16 protein-coding genes and 1 pseudogene are annotated in these 19,643 nt (G+C 71.8%); 7 read left to right on the top strand and 10 right to left on the bottom strand.

Annotation, left to right across the window (positions count from 1 at the left end):
- The first annotated feature begins 40 nt into the window (after positions 1–40).
- Positions 41–610, top strand: coding sequence for a hypothetical protein (locus BKA18_RS23290; protein ID WP_366044333.1), 570 nt, complete (start codon positions 41–43; stop codon positions 608–610).
- Between the two features lie 59 nt (positions 611–669).
- Here BKA18_RS23290 and BKA18_RS23285 read toward each other — a convergent pair whose 3' ends face one another.
- The 6 genes from BKA18_RS23285 to BKA18_RS23260 all read right to left on the bottom strand — a co-directional run bounded on the left by BKA18_RS23285 (position 670) and on the right by BKA18_RS23260 (position 5,473).
- Positions 670–861: a hypothetical protein gene (locus BKA18_RS23285; protein ID WP_096212828.1), complete on the bottom strand. Its 192-nt coding sequence runs from the start codon at positions 859–861 to the stop codon at positions 670–672.
- Positions 862–871: 10 nt separating this feature from the next.
- Complete coding sequence (locus tag BKA18_RS23280; RefSeq protein ID WP_429638557.1) at positions 872–1,249, bottom strand: DUF5753 domain-containing protein; 378 nt, start codon at positions 1,247–1,249, stop codon at positions 872–874.
- Between the two features lie 188 nt (positions 1,250–1,437).
- Positions 1,438–2,913 carry a GntP family permease gene (locus BKA18_RS23275; RefSeq protein ID WP_366044334.1) on the bottom strand — a complete coding sequence of 492 codons (1,476 nt, stop codon included), beginning with the start codon at positions 2,911–2,913 and terminating at the stop codon, positions 1,438–1,440.
- A 162-nt stretch (positions 2,914–3,075) separates the two neighbouring features.
- Positions 3,076–3,486 carry a RidA family protein gene (locus BKA18_RS23270; protein WP_366044335.1) on the bottom strand — a complete coding sequence of 137 codons (411 nt, stop codon included), beginning with the start codon at positions 3,484–3,486 and terminating at the stop codon, positions 3,076–3,078.
- Between the two features lie 5 nt (positions 3,487–3,491).
- Positions 3,492–4,271 (bottom strand): IclR family transcriptional regulator, encoded by a 780-nt coding sequence (locus tag BKA18_RS23265; RefSeq protein ID WP_366044336.1) that lies wholly within the window; start codon positions 4,269–4,271, stop codon positions 3,492–3,494.
- Positions 4,268–5,473 carry a sugar kinase gene (locus BKA18_RS23260; protein WP_366044337.1) on the bottom strand — a complete coding sequence of 402 codons (1,206 nt, stop codon included), beginning with the start codon at positions 5,471–5,473 and terminating at the stop codon, positions 4,268–4,270. Before BKA18_RS23260 ends, BKA18_RS23265 begins: the two co-directional genes overlap by 4 nt.
- A gap of 181 nt (positions 5,474–5,654) precedes the next feature.
- Between BKA18_RS23260 and BKA18_RS23255 the strand changes: the two genes are divergently transcribed.
- The 4 genes from BKA18_RS23255 (at position 5,655) to BKA18_RS23240 (ending at position 10,963) form a co-directional block, all read left to right on the top strand.
- Positions 5,655–6,944, top strand: a complete 1,290-nt coding sequence (locus BKA18_RS23255) for an amino acid deaminase (RefSeq protein ID WP_366044338.1) — start codon at positions 5,655–5,657, stop codon at positions 6,942–6,944.
- A gap of 108 nt (positions 6,945–7,052) precedes the next feature.
- Positions 7,053–8,687, top strand: a complete 1,635-nt coding sequence (locus BKA18_RS23250) for an N-acyl-D-amino-acid deacylase family protein (RefSeq protein ID WP_366044339.1) — start codon at positions 7,053–7,055, stop codon at positions 8,685–8,687.
- Positions 8,688–9,218: 531 nt separating this feature from the next.
- Positions 9,219–10,430, top strand: a complete 1,212-nt coding sequence (locus BKA18_RS23245; protein ID WP_366044340.1) for a pyridoxal phosphate-dependent aminotransferase — start codon at positions 9,219–9,221, stop codon at positions 10,428–10,430.
- Positions 10,431–10,513: 83 nt separating this feature from the next.
- Positions 10,514–10,963 (top strand): SCO4983 family protein, encoded by a 450-nt coding sequence (locus tag BKA18_RS23240; protein ID WP_366044341.1) that lies wholly within the window; start codon positions 10,514–10,516, stop codon positions 10,961–10,963.
- 184 nt (positions 10,964–11,147) lie between these two features.
- Here BKA18_RS23240 and BKA18_RS23235 read toward each other — a convergent pair whose 3' ends face one another.
- Positions 11,148–12,980 carry a phosphoenolpyruvate carboxykinase (GTP) gene (locus BKA18_RS23235; protein WP_366044342.1) on the bottom strand — a complete coding sequence of 611 codons (1,833 nt, stop codon included), beginning with the start codon at positions 12,978–12,980 and terminating at the stop codon, positions 11,148–11,150.
- Positions 12,981–13,219: 239 nt separating this feature from the next.
- Here BKA18_RS23235 and trhA point away from each other — a divergent pair, with 239 nt between their 5' ends.
- Positions 13,220–13,936, top strand: a complete 717-nt coding sequence (gene trhA / locus BKA18_RS23230) for a PAQR family membrane homeostasis protein TrhA (RefSeq protein WP_366044343.1) — start codon at positions 13,220–13,222, stop codon at positions 13,934–13,936.
- Positions 13,937–14,101: 165 nt separating this feature from the next.
- Entirely contained in the window at positions 14,102–14,731 is a 630-nt protein-coding gene (locus tag BKA18_RS23225; protein ID WP_429638552.1) for a TetR/AcrR family transcriptional regulator, read from the top strand.
- On the opposite strand, the gene BKA18_RS23220 is transcribed toward BKA18_RS23225, so the two are convergent.
- The 3 genes and pseudogenes from BKA18_RS23220 to BKA18_RS23210 all read right to left on the bottom strand — a co-directional run bounded on the left by BKA18_RS23220 (position 14,721) and on the right by BKA18_RS23210 (position 19,478).
- The gene (locus tag BKA18_RS23220) at positions 14,721–16,109 is read right to left on the bottom strand and encodes an amidase (protein ID WP_366044345.1); all 1,389 of its coding nucleotides are present in this window, start codon (positions 16,107–16,109) and stop codon (positions 14,721–14,723) included. The two genes, BKA18_RS23225 and BKA18_RS23220, sit on opposite strands and share 11 nt — an antisense overlap.
- Positions 16,110–16,180: 71 nt before the next feature.
- On the bottom strand, positions 16,181–17,185 hold the full coding sequence (locus tag BKA18_RS23215) for an MDR family NADP-dependent oxidoreductase (RefSeq protein ID WP_006603444.1): 1,005 nt from the start codon (positions 17,183–17,185) through the stop codon (positions 16,181–16,183).
- A 237-nt stretch (positions 17,186–17,422) separates the two neighbouring features.
- A pseudogene (locus BKA18_RS23210) lies at positions 17,423–19,478 on the bottom strand (thioredoxin domain-containing protein).
- Positions 19,479–19,643: the final 165 nt, after the last annotated feature.

The following is a 19,643-nucleotide window of genomic DNA, read 5'->3' as shown; positions in this document are numbered from 1 at the left end:
TGAGTGGCATCACTATCGGAAGAGGGAATCCCGTCGGTGGGTGGACATGTTCGGCCGCCCCGGTTACCCCTTCGGCGTACTCGGAAATCACGCCACACATGTGCTGGAAGGACAGGTCCGCGGTTACCCGGCGACGCTCTTCCACCTGGCCGCGGTGCACAGAGGCGGACGCTACGTCACCGACGTCAATTATTACTCGGTGGCAGTCCTTTCCTTGCCGAAAGCCCTTCCCGACACCGCGGTCTCCGTCCATGCGTTGGTCCACTCGCTTCACACGGACCCTTTTCCGCCGCGCGCGGGAAGCCCCGTTCACCTCCCCTCTGGCCGCAACCCCCGCATGGTCAAATGCTCGGTTGACCCTGCATTCGCCGAGTTGGTCATCACGGAGCAGGTTGGCAGGATGACTGCGGACGCGAAGATGGGGTGGCGGCTGCACCGGAACCAAATGATCGGCTGGATCAAGGAACGGAAGCCCTACGAGAAGGTCGTCGGCCTCGCGGAGGTCATGGCCGATATTGTCGCCGAGTTCCCCGAGTCGGCATGGACCGCCCGACTGCATCACGGTTCGTCGGCAGTGTGGCCGGAGGAGCAGCGAACGGACCGTCCCTGACATCGAGTGCCTCAAGCATCAGACTCCGACCGCTCTGACACCCAAACGCTGTTGAGGTACTAGAGCAGATGGTCCGCCTTACCCGCCTTTATCTCGCGGATGAGCGTGCGGAGGGCTTCGCGGCTGTCGGTGACGTAGGCGTCCTCGGCGCCGGCCACGGCGATGTAAGCGTTGCCGTCTTCGTCGGTGCCGAGGCGGAAGCAGGCCGAGCCCTCGGCGCAGAACGGCTCTTCCCAGCGGATGTCGGCCATGGAGTGCCCCTCACAGTTGGCGCGCGATGACCTGGATGAAGTCGCGCGAGCGTTCGGGTGAGAGGCTGACTCGTTCCATTCCCTCCATCTGGGACCGGTACCGAGCCAACTGCGCGTCCAGGTGCAGGAACTCCGGCCCGTGCGTGCTGTCGACCTGCACGGCATCAAGTTGCGGCACCACGCCTTCCGCGTAGACCACGGTCTGCCCGGCGCCCGGAAACTCTCCGGCTTCGAAGGGGAGGACGCGCAGAGTCACATTGTCGCGCTCGGACATGGCAATGAGGTGCTTCAACTGGGCGAGGGCGATCGACCGGCCCCCGAACTGCATCCGCAGGGCGGCCTCATGGATGATGCCGACGTATCCGCACGGGGCATCGCCGTCCAGCACTTGCTGGCGTTCCTGTGTGATGCATGCCTGCGACGGCGACTGGGGGTTCGGGGAGTCGCCGGAGCCCGGTGGCGAGACGCGGTTGTGGGCCGTACTGCCGCATGCGGGAGCTCGGGCGTACGGGCGGGCGGCGTGAGCCGAGGGGGCGCCCGGCGCGGTGTCGGGCGACCCGTCCAGCAACAGCAGCGCTACACGAAGATCCCGACCACCGCCGCCACCGCGAAACCGGCGACCGAGAGCACGGATTCCAGCACCGTCCAGGACTTGAGCGTGTCCCGTTCCGTGATCCCGAAGTACTTGCTCACCATCCAGAAGCCCCCGTCATTCACATGCGAAGCGAAGATCGAGCCCGCCGAGATCGCCGTGATGATCAGCGCCAGGTGGGCCTGTGACATGCCCTGGCCCTCGACGAGGGGGACGACGATGCCGGCCGTGGTGACGATGGCGACCGTGGCCGAGCCCTGGGCGACGCGCAGGGCGAGGGAGAGGAGGTAGGCGAGGACGAGGACGGGGAGGCCGAGGTGGTGGAAGGTGTCGGAGAGGGCGGTGGCCACGCCGCTGGCCTTGAGGACGGCGCCGAAGACACCGCCGGCGCCGACGACCAGGATGATGTTGCCGACCGGTTTGAGGGAGGCGGTGGAGACCCTCTCCAGGGACGTGCGGGACCAGCCGCGGCGGATGCCCAGCAGGTAGTACGACATCAGCAGGGCGATCGTCAGGGCGACGAAGGGGTGGCCGAAGAACTCGATCACGGACCGGGCGGTCGAGGGGGCCAGGGCGATGGAGGAGAAGGTCGCCAGGAGGATGAGGAGCAGCGGGGTGCCGATGAGGGTGAGGACGGTGGCCAGGGAGACCGGCGCCTCGGGCGGCCGTACGCCCGTCGCGGCCTGCTCCGCGGTGACCGCGGCCTTCGCCTCCTCGGCCGCCTCGACCATGTCCTGTGGGACGGGGACGAAGAGGCGCTTGCCGACCCAGGCCGCGTAGCCCCAGGCGGCGAGGACGGCGGGGAGGCCGCAGACCAGGCCCATGAGGAGGAGCCAGCCCAGGTCGACCTTGAACAGGCCGGCGGCGGCGACCGGGCCGGGGTGCGGCGGCAGGAAGGCGTGGGTCATGGACAGGCCCGCGAGGAGCGGCATGCAGAAGAGCAGGATGGACTTGCCACTGCGTTTCGCTGCCGCGTAGACGAGGGGGGCCAGGACGAAGATGCCGACGTCGAAGAAGACGGGGATGCCGAAGATCAGGCCGGTCAGGCCCATGGCGAGGGGTGCGCGCCGCTCACCGAAGAGGCGGAGCAGGCGAGCGCTCAAGACCTCGGCGCCGCCGGAGACTTCGAGGACCGCACCGAGCATGGTGCCCAGGCCGATGATGATGGCGACGTGCCCGAGGATGCCGCCCATCCCGGACTCGATCAGCGAGACGGCGTCGGACTTCTGCACCGTGCCGAAGAGTTCGGTGACGGAGAGCCCGGCGGCCAGGCCCACCGCGAGGGAGACCGTCAGCAGAGCCACGAACGGCTGCAGCCGGACCTTGATGATCAGGACGAGGAGCAGGGTGATGCCCAGGGCGGCGACCGTCAGCAGCCCCGCGGTGCCGGGTATCAGGGCGAGCAGTCCGCCGGTGTGCGGGGGCGGTGGCGCGGGGGCGGTCGTGGCGGCGAGGAACATCGGGCGACTCCGTTGTCAGGCAGGGGCCCACGGGTCCCTGGCGGCAGCTCCGGGCAGGGTGGTCCGCGGCATGGCGACCCGTCGCTACGGGACGCCGTGCCGTGCGGCGAACGAGGTGCGCCGAGCGGCGCTAACGGCAGGCGGGGCAAGGGAGTCGGCCCCTCAGCCCAGCACCGCGAGGGCGTCGATCTCGATGAGCAGGCCGGGCGGCAGACCGACGTAGACGGTGGTGCGGGCGGCGGGGGCCTCCTGGAGGCCCTGCTGCTCGAAGTAGGCGTCGTAGATCTCGTTCAGTTCGGCGAAGTGCGCCACGTCGGTGAGGTAGACGCGGATCATCATCGCGTCGTCCCAACTGGCGCCGCCTTCTTCGAGGATGGCTTTGACGTTGGCGAGTGTCTGGAGGGTCTGCTCGCGCAGGGTGGGGCCGGCCGGGGTGGGGGCCCGGCCCTCGACGGCGGGCAGGAAGCCGACCTGGCCGGCGACCTGGAGGAGGTTGCCCTTCCTGACGCCGTGGGAGAACTTCGCGGGCGGGGTGGTGTGGGTGGCCGGGGTGAGAGCGGTCTTCTCGGTCATGGTGGTCAGGCTTCCTGTACGGGGCCGGCGGAGGGCGGGGGAACGGTGGTTCCGGAGTACTCCCGGCTGATGGCGTCGGCGGTGCGGCGTACCAGGGGGAGCAGGGTGAGGAGTTCCTCGGCGGTGACGACGACGTTCGGCGCGGAGACCGACATGGCGGCGACCACGCGCCCGTCCGTGCCGCGGACGGGCGCAGCGACGCAGTTGATGGACTCCTCGTGGCCACCGAGGTCGGTGGCCCAGCCCTGTGCGCGGACGGTGGCCAGTTCGGCGAGGAAGGCCGTGGCGTCGGGGGTCGAACGGGGCGTGTAGCGGGGGTAGTCGAGCTTCTCCGCGAGGGCGCGGCGCTCGGGTCCGGGCAGGTCGGCGAGGAGCAGCTTGGCGACCGCGGCGACGGTGATCGCGACGGGCTTGCCGATCCGGGAGTACATCCGGACCGGGTAGCGGCTCTCGACCTTGTCGATGTAGAGGACCTCGTTCTCCTCCAGGACCGCGAGGTGGACGGTGTGTCCGCAGGTCTCGTTGAGCGCGACGAGGTGGGGGTGGGCGATCTCCCGTACGTCGAGGTTCTCGGCGGCCTGCTGGGCGAGCGCGAAGAGCCGGGCGCCGAGGCGGTAGCGCTGGTCGGCCTGGCGGTAGACCATGCCGTGCTCGTGCAGGGTGCGCAGCAGGCGCAGGGCGGTGGATTTGTGCACGCCGAGCCTGTCCGCGACCTGTTCGAGGTTGGCCGGGCCCTCCGCGAGCAGCGGGAGGATGCTCAGTGCGCGGTCGACGGTCTGGCTCATGTGCGTACCTCACTGTCCCGGGAGCGGCGGGGGACGTGCCGTTCGGCGGTGCTCGCGCGGCCGGTGGCCGGCGGGTTCGGCGTTCTCGGGTCGTGTACTGGGCCCGTGCCGCCACCCGTGCGGTGCGCCCCGTCGGCCGTCCAGCCGGGGCCGAGTCGCAGGGTGCCCCAGTCGGCGGGGCCGAGGGCGGCGAGGCGGTCGGCGAGGGCCCGGCCGGGCGGGGTGCCGAGATCGCCGGGGACGGTGAGGGCGGCGGCGGCCGTCAGATGGCCGAGCCGGAGGCGGGTGAAGAGGGGCAGCGCGCGCAGGGTGCCGGAGAGGAAGCCGGCGGCGAAGGCGTCACCGGCGCCGACCGGTGCGACGACCTTGACCCGGAGCGCGGGGGCGAAGGTGACGGTGTCGGTGCCGTCGGCCTGCCGGTCGAAGGCGGTGGCGCCGGCCGCGCCGTGCTTGACGACGAGGGTGGCGGGCTCGGGCAGGGCGGCGCGCACGGCGCGGGGGCCGTGCAGGTCCCAGGCGGCCGCGGCCTCGTCCTCGCCGACGAAGACCAGGTCGCAGCCGCGGGCGAGGCCGAGGAGGAGCCCGGGGCCCTGGGCGGGGTCGCGCCACAGGTCGGCGCGGTAGTTGACGTCGAAGGAGACCAGCGGGCGGCCCGGGGTGCGGCGGGTGAGGGTGCGCAGGACGCCGAGGCAGCCGTCGGACAGGGCGGCGGTGATGCCGGTGAGGTGGAGGATGCGGGCGCGGTGCAGCGCCGCGGGGTCGAGCAGGCCGGGGGTCATGGCGGAGGCGGCGGAGCCGGCGCGGTAGTAGAGGACTTCGCCGCGGTCGGTGGCCTCGCCGTCGAGGCCGGTGGCGCGCTCGCCGGCGGTACGGAAGTAGAGGCCGGTGGGGCGCAGCGGGTCGCGCTGCACATGGGTGGTGTCGACGCCGCAGCCGGCGACGGCGGCCAGGAGGTGGTCGCCGAAACCGTCGGTGCCGACCCGGGAGACCCAGCGGGCGGCGTGGCCGGTACGGGCAAGGGTGCAGGCGACATTGGATTCGGCGCCGCCGATCGCGCGGTCGAAGGCGGGGACCTCGGCGAGCCGGCCGGGGGTGCGGGGCAGGAAGGTGACCATCGACTCGCCGAGGCAGACGACCTCGGCGTCCCGGGCGGGGGCGCCGGCCGCGGCGGGGGCGCCGTCGGCGTTCGGAGGCCTGGTCACGATGGCTCGCGCTCCTTCGCTGGGGTGCGTGCCCGGACGGTGTGCCGCGCGGTGTTCCACGGCCGTTCCGCACCGCGTTTTGTCACCATTGACCGGGCGCTGGCCCGGATGTTAGACAGCTGCCAGCGATATGCGCAATGAGCGTTGCAGAGGGTGCAACACAATTTTTCGAGGAGGCCGCATGTCGGGCGAACGGCTCGCGCAGGGACTGAAGGAACTCGCCCAGGAGCGGGTCGACCACCGCTTCAAGGCGCTTCCGCCGGACGCCCAAGGGCTGACCGTGAGCGAGCTGGCCGCCGAGCGCCGCAACCTCTTCGACGGCGGCTTCACCACCCCGGTACTCGCCCTCTCCGCCGAGGCGGTCGAGCACAACCTCGCCCTGATGGAGACCTACGCCGAGCGGCACGGCCTCGCCTTCGCCCCGCACGGCAAGACCTGCATGGCCCCGCAGCTCTTCGCCCGCCAACTGGAGTACGGCGCCTGGGGCATCACCGCAGCCGTCCCCCACCAGGTCCGCGTCTACCGCGCCTACGGCATCCAGAAGATCTTCCTCGCCAACCAGGTCGTGGACCCGGTCGCACTGCGCTGGCTCGCCGCCGAACTCGCCGCCGACCCCGGCTTCCAGCTGATCTGTTACGTCGACTCGCTGCGCGGTATCGAGCTGATGGACCGCGCACTGCGGGAGGCCGGCGCCACCCGCCCGGTGGACGTGGTCATCGAACTGGGCGCCGGAGAGGGCGCGCGCACCGGCGTCCGTACCGACACCGAGTGCCTGGAGCTCGCCGACGCCCTCGCGGGGGCGGACACCCTGCGCCTGGTCGGCGTGGCCGGCTACGAGGCCGAGGTGCCCGACGCCACCGGGGAGCTGGTGACCGCCTGGCTGCGCCGGCTGGTGGCGCTGGCCGTGGAGTTCGACCGGGCGGGCCGGTTCGCCGACCTCGACCAGATCGTGGTCAGCGCCGGCGGCAGCGCCTGGTTCGACGCGGTCGCCGAGGTGTTCGCGGAGATCCCCGAGCTGTCGGCGCCGGTCCTCAAGCTGCTGCGCTCGGGCGCGTACGTCTCGCACGACGACGCCCACTACCGCCGCATCACCCCCTTCAACCGCATCCCGGAGGAGGGCGCCCTGCACCCCGCCTTCCGGCTGTGGGCGCAGGTGGTCTCCCGCCCGACGCCCGAGCAGGCCTTCCTCAACGCGGGCAAGCGCGATGCGGCGTACGACCTCGGTCTGCCGGAGCCCCACGTCGTACGGTCCGGCCGGGACGGCACCGAGCGCCCGGCGGACGGCCTCACCCTCACCAAGCTGTCCGACCAGCACGCCTGGGTGAGCACCGAGCGCGCCGGCGATCTGGAGGTCGGCGACTGGGTGGCGCTCGGGCTGTCGCACCCCTGCACCATCTTCGAGAAGTGGCAGCTGATCCCCCTCGTTGAGCAGGACGGCACGGTCACGGACTTCGTCCGCACCTTCTTCTAGGACCGGACCGACGGGTCAGGGTCGGTCCCGGCCCTGACCCATGGGACCGGCCCTGGTCGCCCCCTCCCCACCACCCCGCGGCCCCGGACCCGGAAAGGCGGCCCGCCCATGGACACCGTGTTCCGCGACGTCCGCGTCGTCGACGGGTCCGGCGGCCCGTCCTACCGCGCCGATGTCGCCCTGGCCGGCGGGCGGATCGCCGAGATCCACCGCGAGACGGACGGCGGACGGCGCCCGGGCGGCACCCGCCTGGTGGACGGCCAGGGCCTCGCGCTGGCCCCCGGCTTCATCGACATGCACGCCCACAGCGACCTCGCGCTGCTGCGGGACCCGGCGCACGAGGCGAAGGCCGCCCAGGGCGTCACCCTCGAAGTCCTCGGCCAGGACGGCCTGTCGTACGCACCGGTCGACGATCGCACCCTCGCCGAGGTCCGCGTCCAGATCACCGGCTGGAACGGCGGAGCGCCCGGCGACACCTCCGTCGACTTCGACTGGCGCACGGTCGGCGCGTACCTCGACCGCCTCGACCACGGCTTCGGCGGCGAGGGCATCGCGCTCAACGCCGCGTACCTCGTCCCGCAGGGCACCGTGCGGATGCTCGCGGTCGGCTGGGACGACCGGGAGGCCACCGCCGGTGAACTGGCGCGGATGAAGCAGCTGGTCGCCGAGGGCCTCGAACAAGGCGCGGCCGGGATGTCCTCTGGGCTGACCTACACCCCCGGCATGTACGCGCGTGATGCCGAACTGACCGAGCTGTGCCGGGTGGTGGCCCGCTACGGCGGCTACTACTGCCCGCACCACCGCTCGTACGGCGCCGGCGCCCTGGCCGCGTACGCGGAGATGATCGCCCTGACCCGCGAGGCCGGCTGTGCGCTGCATCTCGCCCACGCCACCATGAACTTCGGCGTCAACGAGGGCCGGGCACCCGAGCTGCTCGCCCTGCTGGACGACGCGCTGGACGCCGGCGCGGACCTCTCCCTCGACAGCTACCCCTACACCCCCGGCTGCACGACGCTGGCCGCGTTGCTGCCGAGCTGGGCGGGCGAGGGCGGCCCCGAGGCGGTCCTGGCCCGTCTGCGGGACGAGGCGACGGCCGCTCGCATCCGCCATGCCATGGAGGTGGCGGGCGCGGACGGCTGTCATGGCGTACCGATCTCCTGGGACACCATCGAGATCTCCGGGGTGTGCGACCCGGCGCTGGCCGGCTTCATCGGCAAGACCGTCGCCCGCAGCGCGGCGGAGCGCGGCGAGGAGCCCTGGGCCACCGCCCGGCGGCTGCTGCTCGACGACCGGCTGGGCCCGACGATCCTTCAGCACGTCGGCCACGAGGACAACGTCCGCCGCATCATGCGCCACCGGGTGCACACCGGCGGCAGCGACGGCATCCTCCAGGGCCGCAAGCCGCATCCGCGCGCGTACGGCACCTTCCCCCGCTACCTCGGCACCTACGTCCGGGAGCTGGGGGTGCTGTCGCTGGAGGAGTGTGTCGCCCATCTGACGGGCCGCCCGGCCGCCCGGCTGCGGCTCCCCGATCGCGGCCTGATCCGCGAGGGTCACCGCGCCGACCTGGTCCTCTTCGACCCCGAAACGGTCGCCGCCGGCGCCACCTTCGACGCCCCGCGCACCCTGCCGCGGGGCATTCCGCACGTCCTGATCGACGGCCGGTTCGTGATCGAGGACGGCCGGCGGACGCAGGTGCTGGCGGGGCGGTCGGTACGGCGGACGGCGCCGGGCCGGGGCTGAGGGTCAGCCGAACCACGGATCCGGCCCGGCATGCCGCAGGACCAGCCGCTCGACCTCGGCGGCGCTCGCACGTCGTTGCTCGGGCAGTCGTCCACCCACAGGATGTTCCCCCCCCCCCCCCGCAACAGCAGACCGGGCGCCTCGGTCCGCGCTGTCGGCGGCGCGCCGTACCCCGGCGGCGGCACGTGGACGCGGCCGTGGCGACGTACGGGGGCGGGCTCCGGCTGGACGTCGGCCGGGAGCTCCGCCCTCTCGCGTAATCGCCGCATCAGCTCCGCGGCACGGTGCGCAGTGCGCGGTGACCGGCGCGGGCGCACCGGCCGTGCAACGGCCCGGAGCGTACCGCCGGGCGGCCCCCGCTCGTGGCCCCCTGTGGAAAACACCGGCGCCCGCCGCATCGGCACCCCACGGAAACCGCGGAGCCGGGCCGCCCGCCGACGTCACTGAGCGTGCGGGAAGCCACCCGCCCCGTGAGCCAACGTGGGGAAAAACACCGAGCGGCCGCGGATACGCGCCCGTAAGGTGGCGGACATGCAGGTGATCCAGTCAACGAAGCTCGCCAACGTCTGCTACGAGATCCGTGGCCCGGTGCTCGAGGAGGCCATGCGGCTGGAGGCGGCGGGTCACCGCATCCTCAAGCTCAACACCGGCAACCCCGCGGCGTTCGGCTTCGAGTGCCCGCCGGAGATCCTGGAGGACATCCTCCGCACGGTCGGCAGCGCCCACGGCTACGGCGACGCGAAGGGCCTGCTGTCCGCCCGCCGCGCGGTGATGCAGCACTACCAGACCAAGGGCATCGAGCTCTCCGTCGACGACATCTACCTCGGCAACGGCGTCTCCGAGCTGATCCAGATGTCGATGCAGGCGCTGCTGGACGACGGCGACGAGGTGCTGGTCCCGGCGCCGGACTACCCGCTGTGGACGGCCTCGGTCTCGCTCTCCGGCGGCACGGCCGTGCACTACCGCTGTGACGAGCAGGCGGACTGGATGCCGGACCTCGCCGACATCGAGCGCAAGATCACCGACCGCACCAAGGCGCTCGTCGTCATCAACCCCAACAACCCCACGGGCGCCGTCTACGACGACGAGCTGCTCCTGGGCATCGCGGAGATCGCCCGCCGGCACAACCTGATCGTCTGCGCCGACGAGATCTACGACAAGATCCTCTACGACGGCGTCACCCACACCCCGTTCGCCGCCCTGGCCCCCGATCTGCTGACCCTGACCTTCAACGGGCTGTCGAAGTCCTACCGGGTGGCCGGCTACCGCAGCGGCTGGATGGCGGTCTGCGGCCCGAAGGCCCATGCCGCCTCGTACATCGAGGGGCTGACGATCCTGGCCAATATGCGGCTGTGCGCCAACATGCCGGCCCAGCATGCGGTGGCCACCGCGCTCGGCGGCCGCCAGTCGATCAACGAGCTGGTGCTGCCCGGCGGCCGGCTGCTGGAGCAGCGCGACACGGCGTACGAGCTGCTCACCCAGATCCCCGGCGTCAGCTGCGTCAAGCCGAAGGGCGCGCTGTACGCCTTCCCGCGCCTGGACCCGAAGGTCTACAAGGTCAAGGACGACCGGCAGATGGTGCTCGATCTGCTCCGCGCCGAGAAGATCATGATCGTGCACGGCACCGGCTTCAACTGGCCCGAGCCGGATCACTTCCGCCTGGTCACCCTGCCCGGCAAGGACGAGCTGACGGATGCCGTCACCCGGATCGGCTCCTTCCTCGACGGTTACGGACAGTACTGACGCACCCCGATTTCTATACGGACCTCAACTTTAGACAGAGTCCAAGCTAGGATGGTCTCCTGACGCTTTCAGGAGGCCGTCCCATGTACGAACCGATCCGCACCAAGTCGGTCCACACCATGGCCGCCGCCCCGGAGATCCCGCACCGCTCCCGCGAGGAGGAGCTGGACATCCGGCTCGCCGGCCAGCTGACCGCGCTGCTCACCGTCACCGATGAGCTCCATGCGCTGGCGACGCGTGCGGACGGCGGCGCGGCGGACGCTCCCGCGCCGGACGGCGCCGCGCTGGCCGCCGCCGCCGAGCGCATCGCCGAGCAGGTCGCGCGGCTGAGCGACGGCCACTATCCGCTGCGCGCCGAGCCCACCGACGGCGCCGCCGCGGCCCGGACCGGAGCCCTCCACCAGCGCGCCCACACCCTGGCCGGGAACGCCCTCGCGGTCGCCACGACCCGGAACGACACCGCGGTGATGGCCCTGGCGGCGGAGCGGGTGGCGGCCCACGCCGCACCCTTCCGGAATCTCGCCACGGCCTGAGCGCGCGCCGTACGAACTGACCGCGCGCCGTACCAACCGGTCACGGCCCCGGGTCACTCCCCCGGCCCAACCGGGGCGGCCGGCCCGAAGTCGCCCGAGCCGACGCGTCACACGAGCACAAACGGGGCCCCACACCCACAGGTGCGGGGCCCCGGCCGTGCAGTGCGCGGTGCGGGTGCAGTGCCTAGCCGAGCCGCTGCACCAGCGCCCGGTACTCGTCCCACAGCTCCTTCGGCGTGTGGTCACCGAAGGTGTTGAGGTGCTCGGGGATCAGCGCCGCCTCCTCGCGCCACACGTCCTTGTCGACGGTCAGCAGGAAGTCGAGGTCGGCATCGTCGAGGCCGAGGCCCTCGGTGTCCAGCGCCTCCTTGGTGGGCAGCACGCCGATGGGCGTCTCGACACCCTCGGCCGTGCCCTCCAGCCGCTCGACGATCCACTTGAGCACCCGGCCGTTCTCGCCGAAGCCCGGCCACACGAAGCGGCCCTGGTCGTCCTTGCGGAACCAGTTGACGTAGTAGATCTTCGGCAGCTTGGACTGGCGCCCTTCCCGCGCGGCGTCGCTGCCGACCTTGACCCAATGCCCCATGTAGTCGCCCATGTTGTAGCCGCAGAACGGCAGCATGGCGAACGGGTCGCGGCGCAGCTCGCCGACCTTGCCCTCGGCCGCGGCGGTCTTCTCGCTGGCGACGTTGGCGCCGAGGAAGACGCCGTGCTGCCAGGTCAGCGACTCGGTCACCAGCGGCACGGCACTGGCGCGGCGGCCGCCGAAGAGGATGGCCGAGATCGGCACGCCCTTGGGGTCCTCCCACTCGGGCGCGATGATCGGGCACTGGCCGGCCGGGACGGTGAAGCGGGCGTTGGGGTGGGCGGCGGGGGTCTCGGACTCCGGCGTCCAGTCGTTGCCCTTCCAGTCGGTCAGATGGGCGGGCTTCTCCTCCGTCATGCCCTCCCACCACACATCGCCGTCATCGGTCAGCGCGACATTGGTGAAGACGGAGTTGCCCCACATCGTCTTCATGGCGTTGGCGTTGGTGTGCTCGCCGGTGCCGGGCGCGACGCCGAAGAAACCGGCCTCGGGGTTGATCGCGTAGAGGCGGCCGTCCTCGCCGAAGCGCATCCAGGCGATGTCGTCGCCGATGGTCTCGACCGTCCAGCCGGAGATCGTGGGCTCCAGCATGGCGAGGTTGGTCTTGCCGCAAGCGGACGGGAAGGCGGCGGCGACGTACTTCGCCTCACCCTGCGGCGGGGTCAGCTTGAGGATCAGCATGTGCTCGGCCAGCCAGCCCTCGTCACGCGCCATCACCGAGGCGATACGCAGCGCGTAACACTTCTTGCCGAGCAGGGCGTTGCCGCCGTAGCCCGAGCCGTAGGACCAGATCTCGCGGGCCTCGGGGAAGTGCGAGATGTACTTGGTGGAGTTGCACGGCCACGGAACGTCGGCCTCGCCCTCGGCCAGCGGGGCGCCGAGGGTGTGCACCGCCTTGACGAAGAAACCGTCCTCGCCGAGCTCGTCGAGCACCGGCCGGCCCATGCGCGTCATGGTGCGCATGGAGACCGCGACGTAGGCGGAGTCGGTGATCTCCACGCCGAGCGCGGAGAGCGGGGAGCCGAGCGGGCCCATGCAGAACGGGACGACGTACATCGTCCGGCCCTTCATCGAACCGCGGAAGATGCCCTTGTCACCCGTGAAGATCTCCCGCATCTCGGCGGGGGCCTTCCAGTGGTTGGTCGGGCCGGCGTCCTCTTCCTTCTCGGAGCAGATGAAGGTGCGGTCCTCGACGCGCGCCACGTCCGACGGGTCGGAGGCGGCGTAGTACGAGTTGGGGCGCTTGATCCGGTCGAGCTTGGTGAACGTTCCCTTGTCGACGAGCTCCTCGCACAGCCGCTCGTACTCCGCCTCCGAGCCGTCACACCAGACGACCCGGTCGGGCTGGGTGATCGCTGCGATCTCGTCGACCCAGGCGATGAGTCCCTGGTGACGGGTCGGAATGGTGGGAGCCGCGTTGTCGCGCGCCACGATCGCTCCTAGATGAGGGTCTGGACGGATGTCTACCCGATTTGCCGGGAAAATCCGCTTCTTTTGGTTGTTTGCCCCTTGGGGGCTGCGACCCGGATGCTTCGTGACCGCTCATCCGGTGCCGACCGCACTCATTTGATCATCCGACCCCGATAGAGTTCTGTCCAGAGGGCGCTGTGGTGACCGTCACCACTCCGGTACGAATCCGTAACTTACGGTCGCGTAGGTAGCATTACGCCATGACTTCCGCGCCCGACGCCGCCGAGAGCCGTCCCCCCTCCGCGCCGCCCGCGAGCGCGGCCGTCACCGCCGAGACCACCCCCCTCAAACCCAGACTGCGCGGCTGGCTGCACGCCGGAATGTTCCCCGCCGTCCTGCTCTCCGGCATCGTCCTCACCGCCCTCGCCGACAGCCCCCGCGGCCGCCTGGCCTGCGGCATCTACACGATGTCCGCCTGTCTACTGTTCGGCGTCAGCGCCCTTTACCACCGCGGCAATTGGGGCCCGCGCGCCGACGGCATACTCCGCCGCCTCGATCACGCCAATATCTTCCTGATCATCGCGGGCACCTATACGCCGCTGACGATGCTGCTCGTACCGGGCTCCCGCGGCGAGACACTGCTCTGGGCGGTCTGGGCGGCCGCCCTGGCCGGCATCCTCTTCCGGGTCTTCTGGGTCGGCGCCCCCCGCTGGCTGTACACCCCCTGCTACATCGCCATGGGCTGGGCCGCCGTCTTCTTCCTGCCCGACTTCCTGCGCACCGGCGGCATCGCCGTCCTCGTACTCGTCATCGTCGGCGGACTGCTCTACAGCGCCGGCGGCGTCATCTACGGCATCAAGCGCCCCAACCCCTCCCCCCAGTGGTTCGGCTTCCACGAGGTCTTCCACTCCCTCACCCTGGCCGCCTTCGTCGTGCACTACGTCGGCATCTCACTGGTGGCTTATACACACGCCTGACAACCCCCCGGCTGCTGTCACTGAAAGTAGTCGACTGCATTCCGCAGCGTGACACGCCTCACTGACAATCGACAGCGCGCCCCCGGCCAACCGCGGCGCGGGCGCAGCCCATGTACCGCCACGGCCGTCGTTCCGGGGCACGGGATATGCCTGACAATGCTGCCCATGGTCTCCGCACGCACCTCTGCCGCCGCCACACCCTCCGGGACGCCGAAGCTCGGGCTGCGGGAGCGGAAGAAGCTCCAGACCCGGCAGGCGATCCGGCGGGCCGCCTACCGGCTGTTCGCGGAGCAGGGCTACGACGCGACGCCGGTCGACCGGATCGCCGAGGCCGCCGATGTCTCACCGAGCACGGTCTTCCGCTACTTCCCCACCAAGGAAGACATCGTGCTCACGGACGAGTACGACGCCGTGCTGGAGGCCGGACTGCGGGCCCGTCCCGCGGACGAGCCGATGGTCGAGTCGATGCGTCAGGTCACCGTCGAGGCGCTGCGCGGGCTCACCGCGGACGAGCGCAGCGAACTCTTCCAGCGGGTCCGGCTGATCCGTGAGGTGCCCGCGATCCGGGGCCGTACGGCGGAGAACACCGCGCGGGACGCCGCGATGCTCGCCGCTGTACTGGCGGAACGCTCCGGCCGCCCGGACGGCGACCTGGAGTTGCGGGTGATCGGTGCCGCGATCCTGGCCGCGCTCCAGGAGGCGATGCTGGCCTGGGTCGAGGGCGGCCCGGAGGCCGATCTGGAGGCGCTGGTCCACGGGACGATGGACGTACTGGCGCGGGGGCTCACGCTGTAGGGCCGGGGGTGCGGGGCGAGGCGGTCGACGTGGCGTTCAGGACGTCCTCGATCCCGGGCGGGCGTTCGGCGCGGGCGTTCAGGACGTCCTCGATCCCGGCCGCCGCGGTCAGCAGCTCCTCGTCCGCGCCGAAATCGCCGATGAGTTGGAGGCCGAGCGGCAGGCCGTTCGCCGCGTGCCCCGCGGGCAGACTGATGGCCGGCAGGCCGGCGTTGCTCCAGGGCAGGCACATGATCGAGCTGCCGGTGGTGGTGAGGTCGGCGGGGGCGGGGCCGGTGGCGGACGGGGCGATCCACAGGTCGATGCCGGCCGCGGCGCGGTCCGTCGCGAGGCGTGCGCGGAAGGCCTTGCGCCGTTGGCGGGCCGCTGCGTAGTCGGTGTCAGCGATCGTGTGACCCTGCCGGATGGCCGCCGTGGTCTCCGGACGGTAGACGTCCCCGAAGCGTGCGAACCAGTCGGCGTGGGCCCGGGCGACCTCGTAGCGGTTCATCGTGAACAGCTGCGCCACGATCTGCTCGAAGTCGTCCATCACCGGCACCTCGTGGACGGCGTACCCGGCGGCCCGCAACAACCCCCGCTGCGCGGTGAAGGCACCCAGCGCCTCGTCACCGGCGCGCTCCAGATAGGGGCCGACCGGAACGCCCAGTACGGGGCGCAGGCTTGGCCCCGCCGGCCGCTGCGTCCGCCACCCGTCGACCAGCACCGATGACGCCAGGGCGATACCGGCGACGTCCGTGGCGTACCAGCCGAGAGTGTCGAAACTCGCGGCGTTGGGGATCACCCCGGCCACGGGTATCCGCCCGTAGGTCGGCTTGAAGCCGACCACTCCGCAGTACGCCGCGGGCCGGATCATCGAGCCGACGGTCTGCGTCCCAATGGCCAGCGACACCATCCCCGCGGCGACGGCGGCCGCCGACCCGCTGCTCGAACCGCCGGGCGTATGCGCGAGATGGTGCGGATTGCGGGTGGGGCCCGGCGCGGTGACCGCGAACTCCGCGGTCACGGTCTTGCCCGCGATCAGCGCACCGGCGGCGCACAGCCGGTCGACGACGGTGGCCTGTCGACCGCCGAGCACTTCTGGCGGCAGTGCCGAGCCCGCACGGGTGGGCAGCCCGTCGGCGTGCACGATGTCCTTGACGCCCACGGGGACGCCGTACAGGGCGGGCCGGCCGGCGGCCTCGCGCGCACCGGCGGCCGCCCTCGCCGCCTCCAGGAGCCGCGTACGCCGCCCGGCTTCGGGCACGAAGGCCCGCACCCGCGGGTCGACGGCGTCGATACGGTCACACGAGCGGTGCACCGCGGCGACCGGATCGTCCGCGCCGGCCCGCAGCGCCGCGGCTTCCTGGACGAGGGAGCGATACCCGAGCAAGGTCGTCACTCCGGCAGGCTACAACCGGCCGCCGACAGCGGCGGGGGAATCGCCCCGCCCGGCGGCGCGCTGCCGTCAGCTCACAACTTCACGACCACGGCGCCCAGATGGCGCCCCTCGGTCAGCTCGCGCAGTGCCCGTGGCGCCTGCTCGATGCCCTGCAGCCGGGCGTGCGGGAAGGTGAGGGAGCCGTCGCGCAGCCCCTCGCCGAACCGCTGGTTCCACTCCGGGATCAGGTCCAGGTGCTCGTACAGGGCGACGCCGCGCAGGGTGATGCTGCGGGCGAGCAGCGAGAGGGTGTCGAGTTCGATGGTGCTCGTGCCCCCAGGGGAGAGCTGGGCGGACAGGGCTCCTACGAGGGCGACCCGGGCGCGCCGGTTGGCGACGGCGAGGGCGGCGCGAAGCTGTTCGCCGCCGACGTTGTCGAAGACCGCATCGAGACCCTCCGGGGCGGCCTTGCGCAGTTGCTCCTCAAGGGGACCCGCGCCGCGGATCACCACCGCGTCATAGCCGAATTCCTTGATCAGCCGGTCCGCCTTCTCCGGTGATCCCGTACTGCCGATGATCCGGGCCGCACCGCGCAGCCGGGCGATCTGGCCCGCCAAGGAGCCCACGCCGCCCGCCGCTCCGGTGATGAACACCGTGTCCCCGGGGCGCACTTCGGCGCCGCGCACCACGCCCATCCAGGCGGTGGGGCCCTGCGAGAGGTAGGCGGCCGGGTCGGGCAGCAGACCGGGGTCGAGCCGGTGCGCCCGGTCGGCGTCCAGCAGGGCGTACTCGCGCCAGCCGACGTGGTGTTCCACCAGGTCGCCGGGGGTGAAGTCGGTCCCCGGGGCGGCCACCACCTCGCCGACGGCGGCCCCGTACAGCGGCTCGCCGATCTGGTAGGAGGGCATCGGCACCACGCTGGTCTCCTCCATCAGCGTGCGCATCACGGCGGCGACACCCATCACGGTGTTGCGTACCAGCACCTGGCCGGGCCCGGGTTCCGGGACCGGCACCTCCACGATCTCGAAGAGGTCCTCGGTGAGCGGCCCCCGGGGCCGGCCGGCCAGGTGAACTTCACGGTGTGTGCGCTGTGTCATGACCTGAGGCTAGATCGTTGACGCGCGCGGCAGGGTCATACCACCCCGCGCTTGGTGGCGGCACGTACGAAGCGGCCCCCGGCCCCGGCCCCCGGCCCGCGAACTGCCGCAGGGCGGAGGGGCGGAGGCCGGAACCGCGGGACGGCGGTCGTGCCGGCCGCCCCCGGGGGCCTCCCACCCAGCGGCCTGTCCGGTGGCCGCTGATCCACTGGTCCACACCGGACAGGTCCTGGGCGCCTACCCCTGGAGCCCTGCCGTCAGCTCCACCGGGTCCGTGGTCGGCCGTTCGCAGGTGAAGTGGCGGCAGACGTACGCGGCGGGTTTGCCGTCGACCAGGGGGCGGTCCTGGAGGAGCGGCACCTCGTCCGCCCCGGGGGCCCCCATGGCGACGACCGCCCCCGGGGCGGTGCCGAGCAGCGCGGCGTGGTGCAGTGCGGCGGTGGCCGGATCGCCCGGTGGGCCGACGACCGCGACCTCGCGCGGACCGTCCAGCGCGGCCTCGGCGACCGCGAGGCCCCATCCGATGAAGCGCGGAGCCCGGCCGGCGAGCGCGGTGACGATGCCCAAGGCCCGCTCCGCGGCGTCCCGGTGCAGGCCGCTGCCGGTCAGCGCCGCGTACGACAGCAGGGCGCCGGCTGCCGCGGTCCACCCGGAGGGCGTCGCGTTGTCGGTCGGGTCCTGGGGGCGGCGGATCAGCGCCTCGGCGTCGGCCGCGGTGTCGTAGAGCGCGCCGTCCTCGGTGGTGAACTGGAGCAGCACGGTGTCCAGGAGGAAGCCCGCGAACTTCACCCAGACGCCCTCCCCGGTGACCGAGGCGAGGGTGAGGAAACCCTCCGCGACGTCGGCGTAGTCCTCCAGGACACCGGAGTTGGCGCCGGGTGTGCCGTCGCGGGAGGTGCGGTGCAGCCGGGCCTGCCCGTCCATGTGGACGCGGACGAGCAGATCGGCCGCGTCGGTGGCGGCCTGGATCAGGTCCGGGCGGTCGAAATAGGCGCCGGTCTCGGCGAGCGCGGCGATGGCCAGCCCGTTCCAGCAGGCGACGACCTTGTCGTCCCGGCCGGGGCGCGGCCGCTCCTCGCGCGCCGTGAGCAGCCGCTGCCGGACGGAGGCCACCCGTTCGGCGTCCACCAGGCCCTCGGTGTCCGGGAGTTGCAGGACCGAGGCGCCCTCCTCGAAGGTGCCTTCCTCGGTGACGCCGAAGTGGGCGGCGGCGAACTCCGCGTCCTCCTCGCCCAGTACGGCCCGCAGCTGCCCGGGTGTCCACACGTAGTAGGCGCCCTCGACGTGCCGGCCGGTGCCGTCGTCGCTGTCCGCGTCCAGTGCGGAGGCGAAACCGCCCTGGCCGGTGCGGAGTTCACGGACGATGAAGTCGGCGGTCTCGACGGCAATACGGCGGGCCTCCTCCGAACCGGTGGACCGCCACAGGTGGGCGTAGGTCCGGCACAGCAGGGCGTTGTCGTAGAGCATCTTCTCGAAGTGCGGCACGGTCCATGTGGCGTCCACCGCGTAGCGCGCGAAGCCCCCGCCGAGCTGGTCGTAGATCCCGCCGCGGGCCATCGCCTCGCACGTCGCCTGCACCATCTCCAGGGCCCCGGCGGAAGCGGTGCGCGCATGGTGGCGGAGCAGGAACTCCAGCACCATGGGCGGCGGGAACTTGGGCGCGCCGCCGAATCCGCCGTGCGCCGCGTCGAATTCGCGGGTCAGGCCCATCAGGGCGGTGTGCAGCTCCTCGGCGCGCGGCGGGCGCCGGTCGGCGGGCAGCGAAGCGCTCAGCGACCGGCCGGCCAGGTCGGCGACGATCCGGCCGGCGACCTCGCCGACCTCGTCGCGCCGGTCGGCCCAGGCGCTGCGCACCCCCTCCAGGATCTGTCCGAAGGACGGCATGCCGTGGCGGGGCTCCGGCGGGAAGTACGTCCCGAAGTAGAACGGCTCGGCGTCGGGGGTGAGGAAGACGGTCATGGGCCAGCCACCCTGGCCGGTGGCGGCCTGCACGGCCTCCATATAGACGGCGTCGACGTCCGGGCGCTCCTCCCGGTCGACCTTGACGGCCACGAAGTGGTCGTTGAGCAGCGCGGCGGTGGCCGGGTCCTCGAAGCTTTCGTGCGCCATCACGTGGCACCAGTGAATTATTCAGAAGCTATAAGTGGCAGGACGCATAGCCCACACTCAAGAGGATGGGTACGTCCCGCCGCTTAGCTTCCGTCATCGCCTCCTCTCCCCATGGCCACCAGTCCACTGGATTGGAGGCGTGCTGGAGTAGGTAGGGCGACTGCTCGTTGGCCAGTCGATTCATAGCGACATCGTCGCACGATCCGGAGCGTGAGGCCCTGACATCCAGGGGCCGAGCCAGGAGTATCAAGGTGTACACAGAAGGCAATCAAGCCAGCGTCGACCCCGCTCCGGCGGCTGAGACGGGCCCCAGCCAGCGATCTTGACCTGCGGGGCAGGTCCGCCGGCC

Origin of the sequence: Streptomyces auratus (assembly GCF_050433025.1) — a bacterium.
Lineage (GTDB): Bacteria > Actinomycetota > Actinomycetes > Streptomycetales > Streptomycetaceae > Streptomyces > Streptomyces sioyaensis.
Note: the sequence above shows the minus strand (reverse complement) of the source record. Positions and strands in the feature narration are given on the sequence as shown.